This window comes from Pseudomonas maumuensis (genome assembly GCF_019139675.1).
Lineage (GTDB): Bacteria > Pseudomonadota > Gammaproteobacteria > Pseudomonadales > Pseudomonadaceae > Aquipseudomonas > Aquipseudomonas maumuensis.
In genome coordinates, this window is the sequence record NZ_CP077077.1 from 5,659,808 (window position 1) to 5,679,881 (window position 20,074).

At 63.2% G+C, this 20,074-nt stretch carries 20 protein-coding genes; 10 read left to right on the forward strand and 10 right to left on the reverse strand.

The genetic code is table 11. The features are described from left to right. Positions 1-149 precede the first annotated feature (149 nt). On the reverse strand, positions 150-1,439 hold the full coding sequence (locus KSS90_RS25110) for an MFS transporter (protein ID WP_217867694.1): 1,290 nt from the start codon (positions 1,437-1,439) through the stop codon (positions 150-152). A gap of 362 nt (positions 1,440-1,801) precedes the next feature. Here KSS90_RS25110 and KSS90_RS25115 point away from each other — a divergent pair, with 362 nt between their 5' ends. After that, the gene (locus KSS90_RS25115) at positions 1,802-2,200 is read left to right on the forward strand and encodes an acyl-CoA thioesterase (protein WP_003253317.1); all 399 of its coding nucleotides are present in this window, start codon (positions 1,802-1,804) and stop codon (positions 2,198-2,200) included. A 73-nt stretch (positions 2,201-2,273) separates the two neighbouring features. Beyond that, positions 2,274-3,170: a D-hexose-6-phosphate mutarotase gene (locus KSS90_RS25120; RefSeq protein WP_217867695.1), complete on the forward strand. Its 897-nt coding sequence runs from the start codon at positions 2,274-2,276 to the stop codon at positions 3,168-3,170. A gap of 118 nt (positions 3,171-3,288) precedes the next feature. Here KSS90_RS25120 and KSS90_RS25125 read toward each other — a convergent pair whose 3' ends face one another. From KSS90_RS25125 to KSS90_RS25145, 5 genes are all read right to left on the reverse strand, one after another. Further along, on the reverse strand, positions 3,289-3,822 hold the full coding sequence (locus tag KSS90_RS25125; RefSeq protein WP_217867696.1) for a DUF3299 domain-containing protein: 534 nt from the start codon (positions 3,820-3,822) through the stop codon (positions 3,289-3,291). A gap of 49 nt (positions 3,823-3,871) precedes the next feature. Then, positions 3,872-4,117 (reverse strand): GlsB/YeaQ/YmgE family stress response membrane protein, encoded by a 246-nt coding sequence (locus tag KSS90_RS25130; protein ID WP_023629866.1) that lies wholly within the window; start codon positions 4,115-4,117, stop codon positions 3,872-3,874. Between the two features lie 96 nt (positions 4,118-4,213). Further along, positions 4,214-5,296 carry a 5-(carboxyamino)imidazole ribonucleotide synthase gene (locus KSS90_RS25135; RefSeq protein ID WP_217867697.1) on the reverse strand — a complete coding sequence of 361 codons (1,083 nt, stop codon included), beginning with the start codon at positions 5,294-5,296 and terminating at the stop codon, positions 4,214-4,216. Positions 5,297-5,307: 11 nt separating this feature from the next. Beyond that, complete coding sequence (purE, locus tag KSS90_RS25140; protein WP_031314848.1) at positions 5,308-5,799, reverse strand: 5-(carboxyamino)imidazole ribonucleotide mutase; 492 nt, start codon at positions 5,797-5,799, stop codon at positions 5,308-5,310. A gap of 171 nt (positions 5,800-5,970) precedes the next feature. Further along, positions 5,971-6,900, reverse strand: coding sequence for a LysR substrate-binding domain-containing protein (locus KSS90_RS25145; RefSeq protein WP_217867698.1), 930 nt, complete (start codon positions 6,898-6,900; stop codon positions 5,971-5,973). Between the two features lie 181 nt (positions 6,901-7,081). Between KSS90_RS25145 and aspA the strand changes: the two genes are divergently transcribed. From aspA to KSS90_RS25165, 4 genes are all read left to right on the forward strand, one after another. After that, positions 7,082-8,506: an aspartate ammonia-lyase gene (aspA, locus tag KSS90_RS25150; protein WP_031314847.1), complete on the forward strand. Its 1,425-nt coding sequence runs from the start codon at positions 7,082-7,084 to the stop codon at positions 8,504-8,506. A 167-nt stretch (positions 8,507-8,673) separates the two neighbouring features. Further along, positions 8,674-9,666: an AraC family transcriptional regulator gene (locus KSS90_RS25155; protein ID WP_217867699.1), complete on the forward strand. Its 993-nt coding sequence runs from the start codon at positions 8,674-8,676 to the stop codon at positions 9,664-9,666. Between the two features lie 113 nt (positions 9,667-9,779). After that, positions 9,780-10,820 (forward strand): histone deacetylase family protein, encoded by a 1,041-nt coding sequence (locus KSS90_RS25160; RefSeq protein ID WP_217867700.1) that lies wholly within the window; start codon positions 9,780-9,782, stop codon positions 10,818-10,820. A gap of 2 nt (positions 10,821-10,822) precedes the next feature. Further along, complete coding sequence (locus tag KSS90_RS25165; RefSeq protein ID WP_217867701.1) at positions 10,823-11,926, forward strand: extracellular solute-binding protein; 1,104 nt, start codon at positions 10,823-10,825, stop codon at positions 11,924-11,926. 109 nt (positions 11,927-12,035) lie between these two features. On the opposite strand, the gene pdxR is transcribed toward KSS90_RS25165, so the two are convergent. Next, a complete protein-coding gene (gene pdxR, locus KSS90_RS25170) occupies positions 12,036-13,565 on the reverse strand; it encodes a MocR-like pyridoxine biosynthesis transcription factor PdxR (protein ID WP_217867702.1) in 1,530 nt (509 codons plus the stop codon). A 90-nt stretch (positions 13,566-13,655) separates the two neighbouring features. On the opposite strand from pdxR, the gene KSS90_RS25175 reads away from it, so the two are divergent. Genes KSS90_RS25175 through KSS90_RS25185 form a run of 3 tightly spaced genes read left to right on the forward strand, consistent with a single transcriptional unit; the run spans position 13,656 to position 15,422 of the window. Then, on the forward strand, positions 13,656-14,285 hold the full coding sequence (locus KSS90_RS25175; protein WP_217867703.1) for an FMN-binding negative transcriptional regulator: 630 nt from the start codon (positions 13,656-13,658) through the stop codon (positions 14,283-14,285). Positions 14,286-14,296: 11 nt separating this feature from the next. Continuing rightward, complete coding sequence (locus KSS90_RS25180; RefSeq protein WP_217867704.1) at positions 14,297-14,743, forward strand: GNAT family N-acetyltransferase; 447 nt, start codon at positions 14,297-14,299, stop codon at positions 14,741-14,743. A gap of 7 nt (positions 14,744-14,750) precedes the next feature. Continuing rightward, positions 14,751-15,422, forward strand: coding sequence for a GNAT family N-acetyltransferase (locus KSS90_RS25185; RefSeq protein ID WP_217867705.1), 672 nt, complete (start codon positions 14,751-14,753; stop codon positions 15,420-15,422). A 68-nt stretch (positions 15,423-15,490) separates the two neighbouring features. On the opposite strand, the gene oadA is transcribed toward KSS90_RS25185, so the two are convergent. Both oadA and KSS90_RS25195 read right to left on the reverse strand, forming a co-directional pair. After that, the gene (oadA, locus tag KSS90_RS25190) at positions 15,491-17,299 is read right to left on the reverse strand and encodes a sodium-extruding oxaloacetate decarboxylase subunit alpha (protein WP_102685427.1); all 1,809 of its coding nucleotides are present in this window, start codon (positions 17,297-17,299) and stop codon (positions 15,491-15,493) included. 11 nt (positions 17,300-17,310) lie between these two features. After that, positions 17,311-18,726: an acetyl-CoA carboxylase biotin carboxylase subunit gene (locus KSS90_RS25195; protein ID WP_217867706.1), complete on the reverse strand. Its 1,416-nt coding sequence runs from the start codon at positions 18,724-18,726 to the stop codon at positions 17,311-17,313. A gap of 204 nt (positions 18,727-18,930) precedes the next feature. On the opposite strand from KSS90_RS25195, the gene KSS90_RS25200 reads away from it, so the two are divergent. Then, complete coding sequence (locus KSS90_RS25200) at positions 18,931-19,878, forward strand: LysR family transcriptional regulator (protein ID WP_217869859.1); 948 nt, start codon at positions 18,931-18,933, stop codon at positions 19,876-19,878. Here the strand turns inward: KSS90_RS25200 and KSS90_RS25205 are convergent. After that, a complete protein-coding gene (locus tag KSS90_RS25205; protein ID WP_217867707.1) occupies positions 19,820-20,038 on the reverse strand; it encodes a PA3496 family putative envelope integrity protein in 219 nt (72 codons plus the stop codon). The two genes, KSS90_RS25200 and KSS90_RS25205, sit on opposite strands and share 59 nt — an antisense overlap. Positions 20,039-20,074 lie beyond the last annotated feature (36 nt).

Genomic DNA, 20,074 nt, shown 5'->3' on the forward strand with positions numbered 1-20,074 from the left:
ATATCGTGGGTTGTGAGATGGAACGGGCCCAAGTATCTGCAGGCCGCATGAACACTCTATGACTCGAATGTGACAATTGGATGAAAGGCCATCACCGGTAACCGGGATGGCCTTTACAGGATGTTGCGGAGGGGGAGTTAGAGCGGGTTTCAGCGTTTGCGCGCGAGCAGATAGATGCCCACCAGCAGACCAACGGCGCACAGGCACGCGACGTAATAGGCGGGTGCCATCGGGCTGAACTTGAGCAACGCGGTCACCACCATCGGCGTGAGGCCACCGAAGATCGCGTAGGCGAGGTTGTAGGAGAACGACAGGCCGCTGAAGCGCACGACAGGCGGGAACGCCTTGACCATCACGTAAGGCACGGCGCCGACGATCCCAACGCACAGGCCAGTCAACGCATAGAGCGGGAACAGCAGGTCCGGGCGGGTCGGCAGGCTATGGTAGAAGGCCCAGGACGACACCAGAAGCGCCAGGCTGCCGACGATGAACACCCGCCCGGCACCGAAACGGTCGGCCAGGCTGCCAGCGCCGACGCAGCCCAGGCTGAGCAGCACGATGGCCAGGCTATTGGCCTTGAGCGAGTCGGTGGGGCTGACGTGGTAGAGGCTCTGCAGCAACGCTGGGGTCATGAGGATGATCACCACGATGCCGGCCGACAGCAGCCAGGTGAGCAGCATCGACAGGATGATCGCACCGCGATGATCACGCAGCACCGCGCGCAGCGGCAGCTCCTCGGCCAGGGCCTTGCGCGCCTGCATCTCGGCGAACACCGGGGTTTCATGCAGCCAGCGACGCAGGTAGACCGCGAAGAAGCCGAACACGCCACCGAGCAGGAACGGGATACGCCAGGCGTAGTCCGCCACCTCCTCGGGGCTGTAGATCGTGTTGATCAGCGTCGCCACCAGCGAGCCAAGCAGGATGCCCGAGGTCAGGCCGGCGGTCAGGGTGCCGCAGGCATAGCCGGTGTTGCGCGCCGGCACGTGCTCGGAGACGAACACCCAGGCCCCCGGCACCTCGCCACCGATGGCCGCCCCTTGGATAACCCGCATCAACAGCAGCAGGATCGGCGCCCACAGGCCAATCTGCGCATAGGTGGGCAGCAGCCCCATCACCAGGGTCGGCACGGCCATCATGAAAATGCTCAGGGTGAACATCTTCTTGCGTCCGAGCAGGTCGCCAAAGTGGGCCATGACGATGCCGCCCAATGGCCGCGCCAGGTAGCCGGCGGCGAAGATGCCGAAGGTCTGCATCAGGCGCAGCCATTCGGGCATGTCGGCGGGGAAGAACAGCTTGCCCACCACAGTGGCGAAGAACACGAAGATGATGAAGTCGTAGAACTCCAGGGCACCGCCCAGGGCGGACAGCGAGAGAGTCTTGTAGTCACTGCGGGACAACGGCCGGGACGGCTGCTCGATACTGCTCTGCACGGAGGTCATCGCTGTTCTTTCTCTTGTAGGTCTGCGGACCGCTTGGCATGCGGCTTCTGGATTGAATAGTCGGCGAAGATAGCAAATTGCCGAGCCGCGCTCATAGCGGTACAAAATCCATACAGATATTCATGAATGTGCGGTCGTCGCTGGTTGTGCAGGTATATATACTGCCCGCTCGTAGGAAAAGGTTGCTTACTCTGAGGGATGTTGTGCGAAAACGTCGGTCATTGTTGTCAGACTGTTTCGCAGAGTTTCCCTGAGGCCGTCCCCTGAAGCGAAATCAGCGTAGTATGCGTGCTGCTGAATCGTTTTTACGGCGTCCGTCATTGCGCCACCAACGAAGCGTCACGGGTCAGAGGCCCCACGGCATGATTGAGCTCGAACAAGAAGATCCTATCCCGCAAGGCGACCTGGCCTTGCAGATCACCGCGCTGCCACGTGAGACCAACGGTTTCGGCGATATCTTCGGCGGCTGGCTGGTCGCCCAGATGGACCTGGCCGGCACCGCCATGGCCAGCCGTGTCGCCGGAGGCCGAGTGGCCACGGTAGCCATCGACCGCATGGCGTTCCTGGTCCCGGTGGCCGTGGGCGCGCAGCTGTCCTTCTATACCCAGACCCTGGAAATCGGCCGCAGCTCGATCCAGATGATGGTCGAGGTATGGAGCGACGACCCCCTGTCCAGCGAATGGCGCAAGGTTACCGAGGCGGTGTTCGTGTTCGTCGCCATCGATGGCAGTGGTCGCACCCGTTCCGTACCTCGTCGCTGAGCCTGGCGAGCGGTAAACTCATTGCACGTCACCGGGTCCAACGGCCTGACAGACAATCAATGAGACGAGCGCAATGGCTAACTTCACGGTCGAGACCGAGCTGCACGGCGAACTCAACTGCTGGCGCATCACCAGCGATCATGCCGAACTACTGATTGCCCAGCAGGGCGCCCAGGTCCTGAGCTATCAGCGCCTGGGCGAGCCACCCCTGCTGTGGCTGAGCGACCAGGCCATCTTCCGCCAGGGCAAGTCGGTGCGTGCCGGCGCTCCCGTGTGCTGGCCGTGGTTCGGTATCTTCGAGCGCAATCCCGATTCGGTCAAAGCCATGTTCAAGGGCGAGCAGCCACCCGCCCATGGCCTGGTGCGTGGCCGTGACTGGCAGTTGTTGCGCGCCGAGGAACACAGCGACCACCTGCAGGTCGAGTTCGAATTGCCCGAAGCCCAGGGTGACCTGCCGGGTTGGCCTCATGAGGTCCAACTCAAGCTCCTGGTAGAGCTGGGTGACCAGCTGAAGCTCACCCTGACCAGCTACAACCTCGGCAATACCGACGTTACCCTGAGCCAGGCGCTGCACAGCTACTTCGCCGTGAGCGATGTGCGCCAGGTGCAAGTGGAAGGCGTGGATGGGTTGGCCTACATCGAAACACTGGCCAACTGGGAACAGCGCAAACAACAGGGCAACCTGGGATTCGCGGGCGAGACTGATCGCATCTACCTGAACGCGCCTGAGCGACTGGCGATTGTCGATCCGCACTGGAACCGACGCATCACCCTGCAGGCTGGCGGCTCCCGCACCGCGGTAATCTGGAACCCCTGGACCGACCGCGCCCGCGACCTGCCAGACATGGCCGACGATGGCTGGCAGCGCATGCTGTGCATCGAGACGGCGAATGTGATGGATGACGTGGTAGTGCTCAAACCAGGGGCAACTCATGCGATGAGCGTGGCAATAGGTAGCGAAGCGCTCTGACCCGATAGTTTCAGCCGCCTGTACTGGCCCTATCGCCGGCAAGCCGGCTCCCACAGGCGACCGCGCAATCCTGTGGGAGCCGGCTTGCCGGCGATAGGGCCTCGACAGGAAAAATACCTTACAGATCCGCGTCTTCCACCACCCTCACCGTCCCCGCCTCCAACGCATACGCCGCATCCGCCAGGTCATTGCTGACCGTCTCCACCTTCAAGGTGCCGGTCACCCACAGCGGCGTGTAGATATCGTCGATCTTCAGCCCCTTCGCATACCGCACCAGCACCAGCTGGTTCGGCGGCGGCGGCGGTACATGGATGCACGCCCCCGGGTACGGCACCAGGAAAAACAGCGTGCTGTTGCCTTTGGCATCGCTCTCCAGCGGCACCGGATACCCACCCAGGCGGATCTGCCTGCCGTTCATGGCGGCCACGGTCTTGGTCGAGTACATCACCGCCGGCAGGCCCTTGCTCTGCTTCAGCCCACCCTTGGCGGTGAAAGTGCCCAGGGCTTCCGGGGAGTTGTGATCGATCTCGGGCATCTGCTCGAGCGCCTTCTGGTCCGACTTGGGCATCAGCTCCAGCCAGTCGGTCTCGGGCAGCTCGGCATGGGCCAGGGCGCTGGCCAGCAACAGGGGAATGAGGAATAACGCACGCATGAAAATGCTCGGCAACTCGGGATGAATTGCCGGGCATTCTAGCGGGAATTCAGCGCTTCTTGATGAAGCCGTAGATCACCAGCAGGATGATCGCGCCGACCAGGGCCCCGAAGAAGCCCGCGGCCTGCCCGGCCTGGTAGATGCCCAGGGCTTGTCCGCCATAGGTGGCGGCCAGGGAACCGGCAATGCCGAGGAGGATGGTCATGATCCAGCCCATGCTGTCGTCACCCGGTTTCAGGAAACGCGCCAGCAGGCCGACGATCAGGCCGATGAAGATGGTTCCAATGATGCCCATGGCAATCCCTCTGTGGTGAAAGTGGAACAAGCCAAAGCCTAGACAGCGCTTTGGCTTGTCGCCATTTCAGAGGGCGATTGCCGGGCAGAAGTTCGATCAGCCCGCGATCAACGCCTCTACTTCGGCAATCTTGGCCTTCAGGGTGGCCATGTCTTGGCAGCGCAGGGTGGCATGGCCGACCTTGCGTCCGACCTTGAACGCCTTGCCGTAGTGGTGCAGATGGCAGTCGTCGATGGCGACGACCTTGTCCACCGCTGGTACTTCACCGATGAAGTTGAGCATGGCGCTCTCGCCGACCTTGGCGGTCGAACCCAGCGGCAGGCCGGCGACGGCGCGCAGGTGGTTCTCGAACTGGCTGCACTCGCTGCCTTCGATGGTCCAGTGTCCGGAGTTATGCACGCGCGGGGCGATTTCGTTGGCCTTGAGGCCGCCGTCCACTTCGAAGAACTCGAAGGCCATGACGCCTACGTAGTCGAGTTTCTGCAACACGCGGCCGACGTAGTCTTGGGCCAGGGCCTGCAACGGATGCGCCTCGCTGGCCACCGACAGACGCAGGATGCCGCTGTCGTGGGTGTTGTGTACCAGCGGGTAGAAGCGGGTTTCGCCATCGCGAGCACGCACGGCCACCAGCGACACCTCGCCGGTGAACGGCACGAAACCTTCCAGCAGGCACGGTACGCTGCCCAGTTCGGCGAAGGTGTCGACCACGTCTTCGGGCTTGCGCAGAACCTTCTGGCCCTTGCCGTCGTAACCCAGGGTGCGGGTCTTGAGCACGGCCGGCAGGCCGATGCTGGCCACTGCGGCATCGAGGTCCGCTTGCGAGAGGATGTCGGCAAAGGCCGGGGTGGGAATCCCCAGATCGCGGAACATGCTCTTCTCGAACAGGCGGTCACGGGCAATGCGCAGGGCCTCGGCGCTCGGATAGACCGGGACGAACTGCGAGAGGAAGGCGACGGTCTCGGCCGGCACGCTTTCGAACTCGAAGGTCACCAGGTCGACTTCGTCGGCCAGCTGGCGCAGATGGTCCTGGTCGCCGTAGTCGGCGCGCAGGTGCTCGCCCAGCGGCGCGGCGCAGGCGTCCGGTGCCGGGTCGAGGAAAGCGAAGTTCATGCCCAGCGGAGTGCCCGCCAGGGCCAGCATGCGGCCCAGCTGGCCACCACCGATTACACCGATCTTCATGGGTTTCAGCCTCAAGCCTGACGCGGGTCTGGATTGTCCAGCACGGTGTCGGTCTGCTCGGTACGGAACTGCTTGAGCGCCGCGTGGAACTGCGGGTGCTTGGCCCCGAGGATGCTCGCCGACAGCAGGGCCGCGTTGATCGCGCCGGCCTTGCCGATGGCCAGGGTGGCGACCGGGACGCCAGCAGGCATCTGCACGATCGACAGCAGCGAATCGACACCCGACAGCATCGACGACTGCACCGGCACACCGAGCACCGGCAGGTGGGTCTTGGCGGCGCACATGCCCGGCAGGTGGGCGGCGCCGCCGGCACCGGCGATGATCACTTCGATGCCGCGGCCTTCGGCCTCATCGGCGTACTGGAACAGCAGGTCCGGGGTGCGGTGGGCGGAAACCACCTTCACTTCGTAGGGAATGCCGAGTTTTTCCAGCATATCGGCGGTGTGGCTAAGGGTGGACCAATCGGACTTGGAGCCCATGATCACGCCAACCAGTGCACTCATCGTCGAGCCTCTTCGCTTGTGCGCCCGCAGGCGCGTCAAAAAACAACAAGCCACGCGGGACGACCGGCGTGGCTTGTTTGCTGATCTGGACCGGAGCTATCCGGTCGAAAGGCCGCGCAGTATACCGTAACGCACAGCCGTCACGGCACCCCCGGCGACCAACTGTCGGCCTTATTTTTCGGGGCTTTGGCTGACTTTTGGGTCAACTGAACCGCCTTCGAGCTTGCGCCACAGCAAGCGCACGTTGGCCTTGCGCACCAGGGCACAGCGATACAGGCGGATTTCCAGTGGCACATGCCACTGGCTGCCACCGCAGATCGCCAGCTCGCCACGTTCCAGTTCGCCGCGCATCGACAGCCTCGGTACCCAGGCAATGCCCATGCCTTCGAGCGCCATGCTCTTGAGACTGTCGGCCATGGCCGTTTCATAGACAGTGGTATAGCGCAGGTTGCGCTGGCGCAGCAGCAGGTTGACCGACCGGCCGAGGAAGGCGCCGGCACTGTAGGCCAGCAACGGCACGCTGGCCTCTCCCTCCAGGTCGAACAGCGGCTTGCCGTCGGGGCCCACGGCGCACACCGGGAGCATTTCGGTATTGCCCATGTGCAGCGACGGGAAGATCTCGGCGTCCATCTGCAGCGCAGCGTCCGGGTCGTAGAAGGCCAGCATCAGGTCGCAGCCGCCTTCGCGTAATGCATGCACCGCATCGCCAACGTTGGTGGCCACCAGGCGCGTGGCAATGTTCAGGCCATCGTTGCGCAATTGCGCCACCCAGCGCGGGAAAAAGCCCGATGCCAGGGAGTGCGCGGCCGAGACCTGGATGACCTCGCCCTGGCCACCCTCCAGGTGATGCAAATGGCGAAGAACTTCGCTCAACTGGTCGACAACGGTGCGAGCTGTGACAAGAAACAGCTGCCCCGCCTCGGTCAACTCAATGGGTGTGCGGGAACGATTCACCAAGGTCAGCCCGAGCGCCGCTTCCAGGCTCCGTATGCGTCGGCTGAACGCTGGCTGGGTAACGAACCGGCGCTCGGCCGCTTGCGAGAAACTGCGGGTCGAGGCCAGGGCACTGAAGTCCTCCAGCCATTTGCTTTCGAGGTTCATCGACTACTCCGAACTGCATGCACCAAAATGGAACACGCTCGATTGTCAATCGGCGTCACATCAAACCGTATGCCGTTTGCGCATAGGTTAGCGTGCAACAGCATTGGCCGCAAAATCTGGGCAGCCCTAGCATTGGCGCCATTCCGGCAGGTGCCGGGTCAAAATCGAGATGATATCCATCATGTCCTCCGCTGCATCGTTCCGCGTCGAAAAAGATCTGCTTGGTACCCTTGAAGTCCCTGCCGATGCCTACTACGGCATCCAGACTCTGCGCGCTGCCAACAACTTCCACCTCTCCGGTGTTCCGCTGTCGCACTACCCGAAACTGGTAGTCGGCCTGGCGATGGTCAAGCAGGCAGCTGCTGACGCCAACCGTGAGCTGGGGCACCTGAGCGATGCCAAGCACGCCGCGATCAGCGCAGCCTGCGCACGACTGATCAAAGGCGACTACCACGAGCAGTTCGTGGTGGACATGATTCAAGGCGGTGCTGGTACTTCCACCAACATGAACGCCAACGAAGTCATCGCCAACATCGCGCTGGAGGCCATGGGCCACCAGAAGGGTGAGTACCAGTACCTGCACCCGAACAACGATGTGAACATGGCGCAGTCGACCAACGACGCCTACCCGACCGCGATCCGTCTGGGCCTGCTGCTGGGTCACGACGCCCTGCTGGCCAGCCTCGACAGCCTGATCCAGGCCTTCGCTGCCAAAGGTAAAGAGTTCGACCACGTACTGAAGATGGGCCGTACCCAGCTGCAGGACGCCGTGCCGATGACCCTGGGCCAGGAATTCCGCGCCTTCGCCACCACCATGACCGAAGACCTGCAGCGCCTGCGCTCGCTGGCTCCGGAACTGCTGACCGAAATCAACCTGGGCGGCACCGCCATCGGTACCGGCATCAACGCCGACCCGGGCTACCAGATGCTGGCCGTCCAGCGCCTGGCGATCATCAGCGGCCAGCCGCTGGTGCCGGCTGCCGACCTGATCGAAGCCACCTCCGACATGGGCGCCTTCGTGCTGTTCTCCGGCATGCTCAAGCGCACCGCGGTCAAGCTGTCGAAGATCTGCAACGACCTGCGTCTGCTGTCCAGCGGCCCACGCACCGGCATCAACGAGATCAACCTGCCGGCGCGCCAGCCAGGCAGCTCGATCATGCCAGGCAAGGTCAACCCGGTTATCCCGGAAGCCGTCAACCAAGTCGCCTTCGCCATCATGGGCAACGACCTGGCCCTGACCGTCGCCGCCGAAGGTGGCCAGCTGCAGCTGAACGTGATGGAACCGCTGATCGCCTACAAGATCTTCGACTCGATCCGCCTGCTGCAACGCGCCATGGACATGCTGCGCGAGCACTGCATCGTCGGCATCACCGCCAACGAACAGCGCTGCCGTGAACTGGTCGAGCACTCGATCGGCCTGGTCACCGCCCTGAACCCGTACATCGGCTACGAAAACGCCACCCGTATCGCCCGCGTCGCCCTGGAAACCGGCCGCGGCGTGCTGGAACTGGTGCGCGAAGAGAAGCTGCTGGACGAAGAGATGCTCAACGACATCCTGCGTCCGGAAAACATGATCGCTCCCCGTCTGGTTCCGCTGAAGGCGTAACCCAGACCGCTGCAAACAGTCTCACCAGGTCGAGGGACTAGACACCTCTCAACCTTTCAAGGGCCCGAGTGCATGCTACGGGCCCTTTTTTTATGCACGGAACAGGCGCCGACTGAACGGCACACAACTTGCTCGGTAATGCTCCCCAGCTCAACGGGATGCCGAGCATGCTGCACAGCCACCTCACCACCCTCAACGCCGTTTCGCTGATCCTCCAGGTGTTCCAGGAAGACGGCGTGGACGCGCAGCACATGCTCGCCGGCAGCGGCATAGGCCCCGCAGACCTTGGCCACGCCGATGCGCGCATCACCACCCAGCAGGAACTGCAGGTCTGCGCCAACGCCGTTGCCCGGCGCCAGGACATCGGCCTGGAACTCGGCCGGCGCATGCACGTGTCGTGCTACGGCATGCTCGGTTACGCCCTGCTCTCAAGTGCCACTTTGGGTGACGCCCTGCGCCTGGCGCTGAGCTTTCCGGCACTGCTGGGAACAGTTTTTCAGCTGCGCCTGGTGGACGATGGCCAGCGCGTGTGGCTCAGCGCCAGCGACCATTACGACGCGCCTGGGCTGGCCGCCTTCAATGCCGAGTTCTGCCTGCTGTCGCTGAAAGTGATCTGCGACGATCTGCTCGGCCGCCCGCTACCGCTGCTGGCGGCGCGTTTCGAACACTCCCGCCCCGGCTACCACGCGCTCTACGACGGTGCGTTCCAGTGTCCGCTGGGCTTCGAGGCCGGCGACAACGCCTTTGCCTTCGAGCGCCGCTGGCTGGACATGCCGCTGCCGCTGGCCGACCCGATCACCCACAAGGCCATGGGTGAACGCTGCCGGCGTCTTAATTTGGAGTTCACTGGCCGCCAAGCCTGGTTGGGGCGTATTCGCCAGCTGCTGCTGCGGCAACTGGATGCCGCGCCTGGGCTCGAAGGCCTGGCGCGGCAGATGAACTGCTCGTCGCGAACGCTGCGTCGGCATTTGCAGGCGCTGGGTAGCAGTTATCAACAGCTCCTCGACGAGCTGCGCTTCGAGCGGGCCAAGCAGTTGCTGGCCGAGGACCAGATGCCGATCTACCGCATTGCCGAGACATTGGGGTTCAGCGAGACCGCGAGCTTCCGGCATGCCTTCCAGCGCTGGAGCGGCGTGGCGCCAAGCCATTTTCGCGGTTGACCGGTTACGGACGGCTTGGCCACATCGATCCCCTTTTGGCCGTTTGCGACGTTCTCCAGTACCGGGCATTCCGTAAAAATGGCTCCACGCCAGTGAATACGGAGAACAACAACGTGCTGACGATCTATTCCGATGACCACCGTTTGCACCATGGCCGCTGCGAGCTCATCGACGGCAAGCTGATGCCCTGTTTCGAAATGCCGTCGCGCGCCGACCACGTCCTGGAGCGGGTCAAGCAGCGCAACCTAGGGCCCGTAAAGGGCCCCGCCGACTTCGGTCGCGCGCCGCTACAGCGCATCCACAGCGCCGACTACCTGGACTTCTTCGAAGGCGCCTGGGCCCGCTGGGCCGCGCTTGGCCAGGAAGGTGACCTGCTGCCGTTCACCTGGCCGGCGCGCACCCTGCGCCAGGTCAAACCCAGCGGCCTGCACGGCGAGCTCGGTTATTACAGCTTCGACGCCGGCGCACCGATCACCGCTGGCACCTGGCAGGCCGCCTACAGCGCCGCCCAGGTTGCCCTGACCGCCCAGGCCGCGATCCAGCAAGGCGCCCATGCCGCCTTCGCCCTGTGCCGGCCGCCAGGGCACCACGCTGCAGGCGAAGTGATGGGCGGTTACTGCTACCTGAACAACGCAGCCATTGCCGCCCAGGCCTTCATCGACCAAGGCCGGCGCAAGGTAGCCATCCTCGACGTCGACTATCACCACGGCAACGGTACGCAGGACATTTTCTACACCCGCAACGACGTGTTCTTCGCCTCGATCCACGGCGACCCGCAGGACGAGTTCCCGTTCTTCCTCGGCTACGCCGACGAGACCGGCGAAGGTGCCGGCGAAGGCTGCAACATCAACTACCCGCTGCCTGCCGGCAGCGACTGGGCAGCCTGGAGCGCGGCCCTCGAAGACGCCTGCCAGCGCATCGCTGCCTTCGATGCCGATGTGCTGGTGATCTCCCTTGGCGTGGATACCTTCAAGGACGACCCCATCTCCCAGTTCAAGCTCGACAGTCCCGACTACCTGGCGATGGGCAAGCGCATCGCCCAGCTGGGCAAGCCGACCTTGTTCGTGATGGAGGGCGGCTACGCTGTGGAGGAAATCGGCATCAACGCGGTCAATGTGCTGGAAGGCTTCCAGCAGGCCCAGCCAGGAGCGTGAACATGACCCGACTCAAACGTCTGCTCGCCCCGCTCATCGCCGCCGGCCTGTTCGCTGGCGCACTCCAGGCACACGCCGAACAGCGTACCCTGCGGGTATATAACTGGTTCGACTACATCACCCCGCAAACCCTGGTCGACTTCCAGAAGGACAGCGGGGTCAAGCTGATCTACGACATCTTCGACACCAACGAAGCGCTGGAAGCCAAGCTGCTTACCGGCAACTCCGGCTATGACGTGGTGGTGCCATCCAACGTGTTTCTCGCCAAGCAGATCGAAGCCGGCGTGTTCCAGCCCCTCGATCGGGCGAAGCTGCCCAACTGGCAACATCTGGACCCGGCACTGATGAAGCTGATCGAGGCCAATGACCCGGGCAACAAGTTTGCCGTGCCTTACATGTACGGCACGGTGCTGATCGGCTTCAACCCGGCCAAGGTCAAGGCGGTGCTCGGCGACGACGCACCGGTGGACAGCTGGGACCTGATTTTCAAGGAAGAGAACATCGCCAAGCTCAAGCAGTGCGGCGTGGCGCTGCTTGATTCGCCGTCGGAGATCCTGCCGCTGGCGCTGTCGTACCTGGGGCTGGACCCTAACAGCGGCAAGCCAGCGGACTATCAGAAAGCCCAGGACCTACTGATGAAGATCCGCCCGCACGTGACCTATTTCCACTCCTCCAAGTACATGGCCGACATCGCCAATGGCGATATCTGCGTGGCGGTGGGTTATTCCGGCAGCTTCTCCCAGGCTGCCAACCGTGCGCGCGAAGCCAAGAACGGCGTGGTGGTGGACATGCGCCTGCCGAAAGAAGGCGCACCGATCTGGTTCGACATGCTGGCGATTCCGAAGAATGCGGCCAACCCGGAAGATGCCCACACGTTCATCAACTACCTGCTGCGGCCCGAGGTGATCGCGCCGATCAGCGACTTCGTCGGCTACCCGAACCCGAACAAGGATGCGACCGACAAGGTCAGCCCGGCGATCCGCAACAACCCGAACCTGTACCCGACGGCGGAGGCAATGGCCAAGTTGTACACGCTCAAGCCGTTGCCACGGGATGCCGAGCGGGCGCGGACGCGGGCCTGGACCAAGATCAAGTCCGGCACCTGATGTTTTGGGGCCGCTCTGCAGCCCATCGCCGGCAAGCCGGCTCCCACAAAGACATGTGCAATTCCTGTGGGAGCCGGCTTGCCGGCGATGGGTCGCAGAGCGGCCCCATTCAATCTCGCCAGGCCTTGCGCAGGCGCATCAAAGCCTGCGCAATCTCCCCTTCTGGCACTGCCGCGAATCCCAGTACCAGCCCTGCCCTCGTATCCGCAGGCTCCGCGCTGTCCTCCAGCCAGTAGCTGCTCAGCGGATTGACTTCCACCCCCACCGCCTCGGCCCGGGCCACCAGTTCCTGCTCCCGGGCAAAGTTATCCACATGCACTTTCACATGCAGGCCCGCCGCCACAGCCGGCATAGGTCCCAACCCTGGCACATCCTGTGGCCAGCCGGCCATGAGCACATTGCGCCGCGCCAATGCGGCCCTGCGCATGCGGCGGATATGCCGCTGGAAATGCCCTTGGGCCATGAACTGCGCCATCACGCACTGGGTGCCGACCTCTGAATGGCGCACCGCCAGCGCCCGACACTGACTGAACGCCTGTACCAGGCGCCCGGGGAGCACCAGGTATCCCAGGCGCAGGGCCGGAAGGGCGATCTTGCCGAAGGTGCCCACGTACAGCACTCGCCCTTGACGGTCCAACGCCGCCAGTGGCGCCAGCGGCGCTCCGCTGTAACGGTACTCGCCGTCGTAATCGTCTTCGAGAATCCAGCCATCCTGGCGCTCGGCCCAGGTCAGCAACGACAGGCGACGGGCCAGGCTCATGGTGACACCGGTGGGATACTGGTGGGCTGGCGTCACGTAGGCCAGCCGGCACTCGGGCATCTGCGCCAGCCTCGCGCAGTCCATGCCCTCCTCATCCACCGGCACGCCTCTGAGCCTTGCACCGGCCATCGCGAAGGCATGCCCGGCAGCCTGGTAACCCGGGTTTTCCACAGCCACGCCATCGCCAGGCTGCAGCAACAGCTGTGCACAAAGACTGATGGCCTCCTGCGCACCACTGGTGATCACAATTTGTTCAGCCGTGCAGGAAAGCCCACGCGAACGTCGCAGATAGGTGGCGATCAGTTCGCGAAGTTGCCACTCACCGGCAGGGTCGCCATAACCCAGCATGGCCGGGTCGGGATTGCGCCAGAAACCCGCCTGTAGCTTGGCCCACACCTCGAACGGGAACAGATCGAACGCCGGCACGCCCACGCGAAACGCCTTCGGCGCCCCACCCCTAGGTAGCGGCAAATGATGATTTTTCAGACGCTCCAGAGGCTCGCTCGTGACCGCCTGGCTGGATAAATCCTCAGTATCCAATCCATTAAATGTGGATAAGTCTGTTGATAAACCCCGGGATAACCTTGTTGATAAGTGTGTGGATAGTTTCGGCAGCTGGCTTACATAGGTGCCATCCCCGACCCGGCTTTCAATGAAGCCTTCGGCATACAACTGGTCATAGGCCCGGACCACGCTATTGCGCGACAACGTCAGCATCGCTGCCAGGTCACGGGTGGCTGGTAGCCGCGTACCGCTGCCCAAACGCCCATCCAGCACCCTGGCGCGCAAGGCATGGTAGAGCTGCTGGCTCAGGCCGCGACGACGGTCCAGGACGATCCCCGCAGGGTCGAAAGGGAGAGGATGGCAACGCTCGCTCATGACATTGGACCTATGAAAACAGCCTTGAATGGCTCTTACTCCGAGCCAATACCCTGCCTAGCATGGAGCCATTCAGCAAGGACATCCAGCATGTACAACAACAAGCCCCACCAAGAACACGACCTCGACCGCCTGCACCAGCACATGCTGCACACTCGCCTGGCCCTGCTGGTCAGCCACGGTGAACAGGGTTTGTTGGCTACCCACCTGCCGGTGCTGGTCGAAACCGGCGAGGGCGAGTTCGGCACAGTCTACGGTCACCTGGCCCGGGCCAACCGCCAGTGGCAAGACCTGGAACAGGGCGGCGAGGCGCTGCTGGTGTTTCCCGGCGCCGATGCCTACGTCAGCCCAAGCTACTACCCGAGCAAAGTGGACAACCCCAAGGTGGTGCCGACCTGGAACTACCTGGCGGTGCATGCCTATGGCCCGGTGGAAGTTATCCACAAGCCAGGGCCGCTGCTGGACATCGTCACCCGCCTCACCGACCGCCACGAACAGGGCCGCAGCGAGCCCTGGAAAGTGGCTGACGCGCCAAGCGACTACCTCGACGGCATGCTCCGCGCCATCGTCGGCATCCGCCTGCCCATCACCCGCCTGCAAGGTGCGCGCAAACTTAGCCAGAACCGTTCTGCGCAGGACATTGCCGGCGTGCGCGAAAGCCTCGGCGCCAGCAGCGACCACCTGGACAACCAACTCGCCGCGCACATGCGCGATCTCTGAAGGAAAAGCCCATGACCCACATCAGCCTGCGCCCGGTAGGCGCCCACGATCATGCCGCCTGGCGCACCCTTTGGCAGGCCTACCTGCACTTTTACCAGACCGAACTGGCCGACGAGATCTATCAGAGCACCTGGCAGCGCCTGCTTGACCCCGGCGAGCCGACCCACTCGGCCTTGGCCTGGGTAGATGGCAAAGCGGTAGGCCTGGTCAACTTCATCTACCATCGCACCAACTGGAGCATCCAGAACACCTGCTATCTACAAGACCTTTACGTGGACAGCGAGCAGCGCGGCCTGGGCATCGGCCGCCAGCTGATCGAGCATGTCTACGCGACGGCCAAGGCCGCCGACTGCATGAGGGTGCATTGGCTGACCCACGAGACCAACGCCACCGCCATCAGCCTTTACGAACAGGTCGCCGATCGCCCGGGCTTCATCCAATTCCGCAAAGCACTGTAGGCCGAACATGAACGACGCATTGAACTGGAAACCTGCCGGCACGCCCAAGGCCGAGCCCCTCGAAGGCCGTTTCATCCGTCTGGAGAAGCTCGATCCTACCCGTCATGGCGACGATCTTTGGGAAGTACTGCAAGGGCCGGGCTCGGACCCGGCGCTATGGGACTACCTGCCCTACGGCCCGTTTGCCGAGCGCGCCAGCTTCGACCGCTGGTTGGAAGGCAACGCCGCCAGCCGCGACCCGCTGTTCTACAGCGTGATCGACCGCGTCACTAGCCAGGTCCAAGGCATCCTCAGCTATATGTCGATAGTCCCCGAACAGGGCCGCTTCGAGATTGGCCACATCGCCTTCGGCGCCGCCATGCAACGCACACCCAAGGGCACCGAGGCGGTTTACCTTTTGAGCAAGCTGGGCTTCGAGCTGGGCAATCGCCGGCTGGAATGGAAATGCAACGACGCCAATGCCCGCTCCAAGCGCGCGGCCGAACGGTTCGGTTTTGTGTTCGAAGGAGTGTTCCGCAACCACATGGTGGTCAAGGACCGTAATCGCGATACAACGTGGTATTCGATTACCGATACCGAATGGCCTACCGTCGCGGCGGGGTTCGAGCGTTGGTTGAGTGAGGAAAACCAGCAGCCTGAGGGACAAGTCCGCACGCTGGAAGCGTGCCGCGTGGGCTGATTTATCCAGACAAAAAAAGGGGAGCATCCGCTCCCCAGAGGTTAACCGCTTGCAGATGAAGGCTTTTGTCAGCCTTCGATCTCGATCAGGATTTCGCCCGGGGTCACCCGGTCGCCCTTGGCCACGTGAATGGCCACGACCTTGCCGGCGATCGCCGCCTGGACTTCGGTCTCCATCTTCATCGCCTCGGTGATCAGCACTGCCTGCCCTGCCTTGACCACGTCGCCTTCCTTGACCAGCACATCGACGATGTTGCCCGGCATGCTGGTGCTGACGTGGCCCGGCGCGCTGGCCTGCTTGCGCTTGCTGCCGCCACCGCCGACGAACTCGTTGAGCGGCTCGAACACCACTTCTTCCGGCATGCCGTCGATGGACAGGTAGAAGTGGCGCTTGCCTTCGGCCTTCACGCCGACACCGGTGATATCGACGCGGTAGGTTTCACCGTGGACATCGATGACGAACTCGGTCGGCACGCCTTCACCGCCCACCGCCCCCACCGCGCCGGCTTCCGGAATCGGCAGCAGGGCTTCTGGCTTGAGGGTGCCGGCCTCACGCTCCTCGAGGAACTTGCGGCCGATGTCGGGGAACATGGCGAAGGTCAGCACGTCCTCCTCGGAGTGCGCGAGGCTGCCGATGTCGGCGCGCAGCTTGGCCATCTCCGGCTTGAGCAGGTCGGCCGGGCGCACGTCGATCACATCCTCGCTGCCGATCGCCTGGCGCCGCAATTGCTCGTTGACCACACCGGGAGCTTTGCCGTAGCCGCCTTGCAGGTACAGCTTCACTTCATTGGTGATGGTCTTGTAGCGCTCGCCGGCCAGCACGTTGAAGAACGCCTGGGTGCCGACGATCTGCGAGGTCGGGGTCACCAGCGGCGGGAAGCCGAGGTCTTCGCGCACCCGCGGGATCTCCGCCAGCACTTCGTTCATGCGGTTGAGCGCGCCCTGCTCCTTGAGCTGGTTGGCCAGGTTGGAAATCATCCCGCCCGGTACCTGGTTGACCTGCACGCGGGTGTCCACGGCGGTGAACTCGCTTTCGAACTGGTGGTACTTCTTGCGCACGGCGTAGAAGTACAGGCCGATCTCCTGCAACAGCTCGAGGTCCAGGCCGGTGTCGAATTCGCTGCCCTTGAGCGCGGCGACCATCGACTCGGTGCCCGGGTGGCTGGTGCCCCAGGCGAAGCTGGAGATCGCGGTATCGATATGGTCGACGCCGTTCTCGACGGCCTTGAGCTGGCACATCGCGGCCAGGCCGGCAGTGTCGTGGGAGTGGATGAACACCGGCAGCGACTGCTCGGCCTTAAGCGCCTTGACCAGCTCGCCGGTGGCGAACGGGGTCAGCAGACCGGCCATATCCTTGATCGCCACCGAGTCGCAGCCCATGGCTTCCATCTGCTTGGCCTGCTGCACGAAGGCGTCGACGGTATGTACCGGGCTGGTGGTGTAGGCGATGGTGCCCTGGGCGTGCTTGCCGGCGGCTTTCACCGCCTCGATGGCCACGCGCAGGTTACGCACATCGTTCATGGCGTCGAAGATGCGGAACACGTCGATGCCATTGACCGCGGCCTTGGCCACGAAGGCCTTGACCACGTCGTCGCTGTAATGGCGGTAGCCCAACAGGTTCTGCCCACGCAGGAGCATCTGCAGGCGGGTGTTGGGCAGCGCGGCACGCAGCTTGCGCAGGCGCTCCCACGGGTCTTCCTTGAGGAAGCGCACACAGGCGTCGAAGGTGGCGCCACCCCAGACCTCCAGCGACCAGTAGCCAACCTTGTCGAGCTTGTCACAGATCGGCAGCATGTCTTCGGTGCGCATGCGGGTGGCCAGCAGGGACTGGTGGGCGTCGCGCAGGATCGTGTCGGTAACAAAGATTTTCTTGGACATTATTCGGTTCCTCACAGGCCTGCGTGGGCGGCGATGGCGGCGGCGATGGCCAGGGCCAGCTCTTCGGGTTTGCGCTTGATCGAGTAGTTGGTCAGTTCGGGGTGGGCTTCGACGAAGCTGGTATTGAACTGGCCGCTACGGAATTCCGGATTGCGCAGGATTTCCTGGTAGTACGCGGCGGTGGTCTTCACCCCCTGCACGCGCATGTCGTCCAGGGCCCGCAGGCCGCGGTCCATGGCTTCTTCCCAGGTCAGCGCCCAGACCACCAGCTTCAGGCACATGGAGTCGTAGAACGGTGGAATGGTGTAACCGGTGTAGATCGCCGTGTCGGTGCGCACACCGGGGCCGCCGGGGGCGTAGTAGCGGGTGATCTTGCCGAAGCTGGGCAGGAAGTTGTTCTTCGGGTCTTCGGCATTGATGCGGAACTGCAAGGCAAAGCCGCGGTGCTGGATGTCTTCCTGCTTGATCGACAGCGGCAGGCCGGAGGCGATGCGGATCTGCTCACGGACGATGTCGATGCCAGTGATTTCCTCGGTGATGGTGTGTTCCACCTGCACCCGGGTGTTCATCTCCATGAAGTACACCTCGCCATCGGCGAGCAGGAACTCCACGGTACCGGCGTTCTCGTAGTCCACCGCCTTGGCCGCGCGCACGGCCAGGTCGCCGATGTAGGCACGCTGCTCAGGGGTCAGCTGCGGGCTCGGGGCGATCTCGATGAGTTTCTGGTTGCGGCGCTGGATCGAGCAGTCGCGCTCGAACAGATGCACCACGTTGCCGAAGCTGTCACCGAGAATCTGCGCCTCGATGTGCTTGGGGTTGACGATGCATTTTTCCAGGAACACCTCCGCCGAGCCGAAAGCCTTGGTGGCTTCGGAAATCACCCGGGGGAAGTTCTGTTCCAGTTCCTCACGGCTGTTGCAGCGGCGGATGCCGCGCCCGCCGCCACCGGAGGTGGCCTTGAGCATCACCGGGTAACCGATGCGGTCGCCTTCGCGCAGGGCCTCATGGATATCGGCGACGTTGCCTTCGGTACCTGGGGTAACCGGCACGCCGGCTGCGATCATGGTGCGGCGCGCTTCGGTCTTGTCACCCATACGGCGAATGACGTCGGCGGCCGGGCCGATGAACTTGATTCCACGTTCAGCGCAGATCTCCGCCAGTTCGGCGTTCTCCGAGAGGAAGCCGTAGCCTGGATGCAGGGCATCGCAACCGGTTTCGACAGCAAGGTTCACCAGCTTGCGCGGGTTCAGGTAACCGGCCAGAGGCTCGGCGCCAATGCTGTAGGCCTCGTCGGCACGCTTGACATGAAGGGCGTGACGGTCGGCGTCGGCATAGATCGCCACGGAGCGAATGCCCATCTCGGCGCAGGCACGCACGATCCGTACTGCAATCTCACCCCGGTTGGCGATCAGGATTTTTGTTATCACTGGAGTCTTCCCAAAGCCGTAGGAACAGACGATCCGGTTCTACCGGTCGGCGCGTGACCAGACGTCGCTGGCCAGTCGCATATCCACCCTAGCGCTGAAGGTTGATAAACAAAAATCAATATTTGTTAGAGGCAGCATAAGCAAAAGCTTATAGTTGGGTAACAAGGTTTTGCCGGAGCACCGCAAAAAATGCGCAAGTCATTGATGCGTATGACTTTACGTCAGCTGCAGATCTTCAACGAAGTGTGTGATCTGCGCTCCTACAGCCGGGCGGCCGAGGAGATGGCGCTGACGCAACCCGCCGTTAGTCTACAGATCCGTCAGCTCGAGGAGCTGGTGGGCCAGCCGCTGTTTGAATACGTCGGCAAGAAGCTCTACCTGACCGAAGCCGCCGAGGCACTGCAACGCGCCAGCCGGGATATATTCGGGCGCCTGGAGAACCTCGACATGCAGCTGTCGGACATGCAGGGCTCACTGCAGGGCCAGCTGAAACTGGCGATCGAATCCAGCGCCAAGTACTTCGTGCCACACCTGTTCGCCGCCTTCAAGCAGCGCCACCCGGAGGTCAACCTCACCCTGACGGTGGTCAACCGCGCTCAGGCAATCAGGCGCCTGTCGGACAATCGCGACGACCTGGTGATCATGTCCATGGTGCCCCAGGACATGGGCCTCGAGTTCCTGCCTTTCCTGAACAACCCGATCATCGCCGTGGCGCCGCCGCAACATCCGCTGTGCAAGCCCGACAGCCTGCGCCTGCAAGACCTCGAACCTCATACCCTGCTGGTCCGCGAACAGGGTTCGGGCACCCGCAAGGCCTGCGAGGAGTTCTTCAAGGACAAACGCGTGCATTTCACCCAGACCCTCGAGGTGGCCTCCACCGATGCCCAGCGTGAATGCGTGGTGGCGGGGCTGGGCATCGCCCTGCTGACCCGCCATGCGGTCAACATGGAACTGGCCACCGGCATGCTCAAGGAACTGCCGGTGGAAGAGCTGCCGTTGTACCGCAGTTGGTGCCTGGTGCAGTCCAAGAGCAAGCGGCAATCGCCGGTGGCCCTGGCGTTCCAGGCATTCATCCGCAGCGAACGTGCAATGATCAGCGGGCTTGTGGAGCGCTTCTCGGGGAAGTTGCCGCCGATACTTGCCACACCGTGATGTCCTGCAGATCGGGGTAGTCGGCCAGCTCGCGCAACAGCTGACGCTGGTCGCAGTAGCTTTCGATCGCACGGCGGAACTCCATGCGGCGCTGGTCCTTCTCCTGCTGCTTGCGAGCCTTGGCGTTGGGTTGGTACACACCTGCGTGATCATGTGCCATTGCCTGTCTCCCAGTAAGGATGCGGGGAGTTTCAGA